Below are 6405 nucleotides of genomic sequence, written 5' to 3'. Positions count from 1 at the left end.
GAAAAGCAGGACACATTATTGAAGATTCCAGGTATTATGTTATACTAGATGCAGAAGTACGAACTTATTATCTAAAAGAAGCTGCCTCTCATCTGGTAGGGTATGTACAGGCGGTTACAGCCGAGGATTTGCAGGAACATAAAGGGGAAGGGTATCGTACAAACAGTGTGATTGGAAAGACGGGACTGGAAACGCTTTATGAAAAAGAACTAAAAGGGACAGATGGGTGTGAGATCTGTATTGTAGATGCAAATGGAAATAAAAAAAGTGTCATTGCATATGAGCCTAAAAAAGATGGAGAAGATATCCATACTACGATTGATGGCGATCTTCAAAGTACTCTTTATGAACAATTTAAAGAAGACAGAGGATGTTCTGTAGCCTTGAATCCTTATACAGGGGAAGTACTGGCGTTGGTAAGTACGCCATCTTATGATAATAATGATTTTGTACGTGGAATGGACAACAGCCAGTGGAGTGCATTAAATGAAAATGAAGACAGGCCTTTATACAACCGCTTTCGCCAGACATGGTGTCCAGGCTCAACTTTTAAACCTGTAATTGCTGCAATTGGATTAAAAGTGGGGGCATTTACTGCAAATGACGATTTTGGAAATGAGGGTCTGGCGTGGCAGAAAGATTCCTCGTGGGGAGGTTCTACAGTGACTACACTTCATGATTATGCACCTGTGATCTTGAAAAATGCGCTTATTTATTCAGATAATATTTATTTTGCAAAAGCAGCATTAAAAATTGGTGCGGATCAACTGATGCAGTCTCTAAATCAAATAGGATTTAATCAGGAACTTCCATTTGATATTAAAATGTCAGAGTCCCAATATTCTAATACGGACAAGATAGAAACAGAAATCCAGCTTGCTGACAGTGGGTATGGACAGGGACAGATTCTGGTAAATCCTTTGCATCTTGCAAGCATTTATACGGCTTTTCTAAATGATGGAAATATGATAAAGCCATATCTTCAGCGCGGATGGGGAAGCACTATTTCCAGTGAAATCTGGATAAAAGATGCTTTTTCACCACAGATTGTTTTGGAGGTTATGGAGGGGCTAGAGGGTGTAGTGAATAACCCGGAAGGAACTGGTTATGGAGCATGCCGGGAAGACATTAGATTAGCAGGAAAAACCGGAACAGCGGAACTGAAAGCTACAAAAGAAGATACATCTGGAACAGAAATTGGCTGGTTTACAGTTTTTACTACAGATAGAGATACAGAGAATCCTATTTTGCTCATCAGTATGGTAGAGAATGTGAAAGATATTGGAGGAAGCGGTTATGTGGTGGAAAAGGATAAGGCGATACTGGATGAATATCTCGGTAATGAATAATTTTTACCTTTAAATATTACAAATGTAAGAGGAAAATGATATGAAAAAAATTTGGAAAATATTTTGGGGAGTTATTTTTCTTGCTGTCTGTAGTGGATGTGGCATAAAGAAAGAGCAGAAAAAGACAATTGAAGATACGAAAGAAAAAATTTACAGAGAGTGTGAAATGCTGGCAGAAGACTATCAGAGCATATATGAGAATGCTGCGAAAGAAAATGCACTATATGAGCTGAGTACAATACAAAAAAGTATGGATTATTTTGGAAAATATGGATATGCAGTAATTGATTCCTACAATCAGCTGGATATGGTTCAAAGTATTAAAGTAGATGATTTTTTGAAAAAAGCAGAAAAAGAGAAAAATGGAAAAACTACTATATTTCAAGTTATAGCAGGAGATCATTTTATTCGGTATGATCTGAAAACCAAACAGGGGAAAATAGACGTTGAAGTAAGCTCTTTTAAATGGAAAGAGGATACTTGGCAGGAAACATATTATCATGAGTTTAGAGCTAATTCATGGAAATATACAGAAAATGGGTATTTCTTTATGGAAGAATATCATCCGGCTGGATATGATGGACCGTCTGGATATCGGGCCTTTCGGGTAGTGCCGTTAAATAAAAAATGCAGGGAGCTGAATCCAAAATATATACTTCCTTTTGGATATACACTTAATAAATTGTTTACTTCTAATTGGAGTGAAAAAAATTATGATGGAATAAATTTTTATGATGTTTTTGACCGTTTACTTTCAATGGAAGAAAAAACTGATGAATTTAAGGAAGGAAAGACTTATGAAATCCCAAAAGAATCATTTGAAGCGATATTTCAAAAATATTTTAATATAAGCGCAGAGATACTGCAGACAGGAACGGTATTTCACACGGAAACACAGACATATCGGTATCGAACCAGAGGAATCGTATATGATTTTGCTCCCACACCATATATTCCATATCCGGAAGTTGTTTCCTACATAGAAAATCAAGATGGAACAATAACACTGGAAGTAAGTGCGGTATGGCCACAAAAAGAATTAGATCAGGCGTTTTGTCATAGCGTAACCATTCGGCTGTTAGATAAAGATAGATTTCAATATGTATCCAATTATGTATCAAGGTCAGAAATAGAGGTTACCTGGTATACGGAAAGATTATCAGACGAAAAGTGGGAGGAATGTTATGGAGATAATTGATATGAGTACAAAAAGAAAACTGAAAAAGATGGTGAGTGTTTTATTTATTTTGGGATGCTTTTTCATAGGAAATACAAAATGTAAAGGGGCTGATTTAGAATATATTTCACAGGAAACTGCGAATTATGCTGTACAAGAAAGAGGATATGATTTGCCAGCAGATGAAGTCGTGAAAGAAGAAGCTATTGAAGATTGTAAGAATGTTATGAATCAGATGAAAGCCATTTATCAAAAGGCGGATAAAGGAACTTCATCGAATATAGTAGTTTCTGAGACAGTAATGGAAGAAATGCAGGAAGTATTAAAGGAAAAAAATGTCCCCGTTATTACATCAGCACCGTATTCAAATATGGCTAATTATTCTAAAATGGAAGAATTTCTTTTCAGGGCAGAACAGGATCTGACAGGAGATATCGTCTTATATAGGATTAACAGGGATGGTGGGATAGAAAGACTCAAATTCAATTATGATGGGACAGATATGTATTTGCTGGCTGTGAAAGCTGTTTGGGGTATGAACGACAATCCATCTATTGTATATGTTTCGTATACAAGGATAGAAGAATGGAAATATACAGAAAAAGGCTGGTTTGGTTATACGCTATGTGTTCCAAAATATCCGGAAGTATCAGAAGCGGTTGATGGCAGTTCTATGATAAGAATTAAACCTTTAAGTGATGAATGCAGGGAAGTTTCAAAGAGGTGTGTGTATTTGCTTGGATATCAGGGGAATAATCTTTTATGTTCTGATTGGGATAGATCTGATATGGAAGGGTTAGATTATAATGGTTTATATGAATATTTATATCGAATGAAATACGGGGAGAGATATGAGTTTTCAGGTAACTCAAGTGGAATTCCGGCAGAAGAGTTTGAAAATCTGATAATGGAGTTTTTGCCGATAACAGCGGAGCAAATTAAAAAATGGGCAGTATTTGATTCGGAACATCAAACTTATGACTGGGAACGATTAGGTTGTTTAAATTATAGCCCTACTTATTTTGGAACATCTTTACCGGAGGTCGTTGAAATAAGAGATAGCGGAGAGGGAAACAATGTGCTGGTTGTTGATGCTGTATGTGATACATTTATATGTAATGATGCCGTTATTACAAGTGAGCTGACTGTTAAGTTCAACGATGATAAGAGTTTTAAATATATGGGGAATAAAATTCTGAATAATGGTACGAAAGAAGTTCCCAAATATCAATATAGAATAAAAAGAAAGAACTGATAACAACTATCAGCCCTTTCATATTTGTTAATTCCATATATGTAATTTTTTTAAGTATATCAGAAGTGATTTCAAATGCTTTTTTGCCAGTTGCATTAGAATCACTTTGGATATTGGTTGCAAAATAATAGCTGTTATCGGAAGTTTCTACATATCCGATAAACCAGCCGTTGATATCCTGTCCGTTGACACGACCGGTTCCAGTTTTTCCGTAGAAATTACCATTAGGTGTACTGGCAATTTTTATAGCATTTTTAACAGAAAATACATTTTGGGAATTTAGATGGAATTCATTTGTGTTAAATTTTTTCAATAATGTTACTTGCTCTAAAGGCGAGATTTTTAATGAAAAATCGGACCAGTATAAATCCAGATTTGAACTGGTTGTCTGGTTTCCATATTCTATTTTATTCAAAAATCCCTGGACTCTGTTAATTCCGAGCTGCGAATCAATTGCCTGGAAATACCAGTTAACGGAATTTTGCATAGCAGAGTTTAAATCCTGATCAGCTTCCCAGGATGGAAAAGGAAAGGCATCACCATTCCATGCCATGGAAGAGTGTTCTGGTGTGATGATTCCGGATTCTAACCCTAATAATGCATCGTATATTTTGTAGGTAGAATCTGGTGGAATACGTTTGTTGGCTTCTTCAAGATTATATATTTTCCAGGAATCCAAATGATTGTCATACAAAACAAATGATCCATCATATGATCCAAAGATCGCTGATACATCTAGCAGAGAGATATTTTTGTCTGTATCATGAAAATGATATACGTCTTGCGTAGAGGCACCGATGGATAAAATGGGTGTACATCCAATAAAAACAGCACTAATGACCAGATAAATTATCAATGCTCTCATTTTTTGATAAAGAGTTTCTTTCCTAAAAATAGCGATGTTGAGAATACGTCGTTTCATCTGCCTGAAATTTCCAGACATTCCAACTGCTAGTGGAGAGGAAAACGAGGACAGTTTCTCTGCAAAATTAATCAGTGTCATTCCATAAGCCTGGTATTCGTCAGTAGAAATCATCTGCAATACAGCAGAATCACAGGCTAGTTCACGGTCACAGTGAATTTCTTTTAAAGCATACCAAATAAAAGGGTTAAACCAGTAGAGAATATTGCTTATGACCATGAGGAAGCCAATTAATGTATCTTTGTGGCGGTAATGCTGTAATTCGTGTAGCAGCATAAAACGCATATCATCAGGATTCAGTTCAGAAATTAAATGGATTGGAATGTAAATCCTGGGATGTATTATTCCGATCAAAACTGGTGATTTTAAAAATGCAGTACTGTAGACTGGTACTTGGTGAGAGATTTTTAGTTCCTTTAAACAATCGTAATAAATAGTTTTTACCTGCTGATTTTGAAGCGGGAGAGCAGATCTTTTTATGGAACGTACATAGTTTAATGAATGAAGGGTGAGAACTGACATAATCATAACACCCATTATCCATATTAGAAAGAGTACTGGTATTCAAGCCTCCAGAAAATCGACTACTGATGGAAACTGAAAAATCATTCACCTGGTTTAATAAATTATTTTGTGTATTACTGGTAAGTTTGGATAGCGTATCGGTACCAGAGTTAAGTCCTGAGTCAGTATGAAAAAAATGTAACCATGAAAAAAGTTGTGAGCCATGGATCTGTACAGGGAAAAATGGCACAGCAAGTAATAAAAATAAAAGAAACCAGAGATGGTACTGTGTAGCTGCGGATAAATATTTTTTCAGAAGCTTTTTTGTTCCGATTATTACAAGTGTAAAAATACATATCAAGATATTACTGATTAAAAAGTGGATGCTCCAGTCGCTCATTTAAACCCCCTATTTCTGATGTTTTGCTAATAGATAGCGTAAGTTATCAATTTCTCTTGAAGAGAGCTTATCGTCTTCAAGGTAAGAAGCCAGCATAGAAGAAAGATTTCCATTATAATATTGCTTTAAAAAAGAATTGCTTTCCTGTCGTATATATTCATCTTCTTGGACTAATGGAGTATAGACAAATATCCGGCTTTGTTTTTCGTAGGAAAGAGCTTTTTTGGAAACAAGTCTCTTAATAAGAGTTTGGATTGTTTTTGGACTCCAACTAGTAGTTTGAGTAAGTTTTTCTGTAATCTCATTTGTATTGATGGGAGCATATTTCCATACAATTTTCATAACTTCAAATTCGGCTTCTGAAATTTGGGGTAGTGACATAATAAAATCCTCCTGCTAGAAATCCTACATATGTAATAAATATATTATATTACTTGTAGAAGAAAAAAGTCGAATGGCAGATGATATATAGAATATAAAATTAATAATGTAGAGGCAATAAACGTGAAAAAGATAGAAATTATTCACAGGATTCACAGATGCTAATGGAAGCATAAGTGAAAATATATTGACTGAGCTCGGAACATAAAAACCAATTGATACCGAAAATTATAAGGTTTGAAGAAGTATTGAAAATTATATTCCGCAGGAGACGAATTGTTAAAAAGAATGATAGTGATGTTCATCTTTCAAAATATGAATATGATATTTTACTTACTTTTGGCAAAAACGTCCAGGGAGAATATTTGGAAAAGAAATGGTTTATCTGATCTGTGTCATGGAATGAACCCTATTCTG

Annotated in this window: 4 protein-coding genes and 1 pseudogene; 3 read left to right on the top strand and 2 right to left on the bottom strand. The window is 35.2% G+C overall.

Annotation, left to right across the window (positions count from 1 at the left end):
* From R1Y93_RS01985 to R1Y93_RS01975, 3 genes and pseudogenes are all read left to right on the top strand, one after another.
* Positions 1-1349: pseudogene (locus tag R1Y93_RS01985) on the top strand (penicillin-binding transpeptidase domain-containing protein); the annotation flags it as partial.
* 40 nt (positions 1350-1389) lie between these two features.
* Complete coding sequence (locus R1Y93_RS01980; RefSeq protein ID WP_500821439.1) at positions 1390-2547, top strand: DUF6070 family protein; 1158 nt, start codon at positions 1390-1392, stop codon at positions 2545-2547.
* A complete protein-coding gene (locus tag R1Y93_RS01975) occupies positions 2534-3781 on the top strand; it encodes a DUF6070 family protein (RefSeq protein ID WP_500821437.1) in 1248 nt (415 codons plus the stop codon). Before R1Y93_RS01980 ends, R1Y93_RS01975 begins: the two co-directional genes overlap by 14 nt.
* On the opposite strand, the gene R1Y93_RS01970 is transcribed toward R1Y93_RS01975, so the two are convergent.
* Entirely contained in the window at positions 3699-5231 is a 1533-nt protein-coding gene (locus R1Y93_RS01970; RefSeq protein ID WP_500821436.1) for a BlaR1 family beta-lactam sensor/signal transducer, read from the bottom strand. The genes R1Y93_RS01975 and R1Y93_RS01970 overlap by 83 nt on opposite strands.
* A 385-nt stretch (positions 5232-5616) precedes the next feature.
* A complete protein-coding gene (locus R1Y93_RS01965; RefSeq protein ID WP_500821440.1) occupies positions 5617-5991 on the bottom strand; it encodes a BlaI/MecI/CopY family transcriptional regulator in 375 nt (124 codons plus the stop codon).
* Positions 5992-6405 lie beyond the last annotated feature (414 nt).

The sequence above is a fragment of the Blautia sp. HA3515 genome (genome assembly GCF_059933065.1).
Note: the sequence above shows the minus strand (reverse complement) of the source record. Positions and strands in the feature narration are given on the sequence as shown.

Excerpts from the sequence above, each read along its gene's own strand:
- R1Y93_RS01975 (WP_500821437.1), top strand. The coding sequence starts at position 2,534 with ATGGAGATAATTGATATGAGTACAAAAAGAAAACTGAAAAAGATGGTG.
- R1Y93_RS01980 (WP_500821439.1), top strand. The coding sequence starts at position 1,390 with ATGAAAAAAATTTGGAAAATATTTTGGGGAGTTATTTTTCTTGCTGTC.
- R1Y93_RS01970 (WP_500821436.1), bottom strand. The coding sequence starts at position 5,231 with ATGATTATGTCAGTTCTCACCCTTCATTCATTAAACTATGTACGTTCC.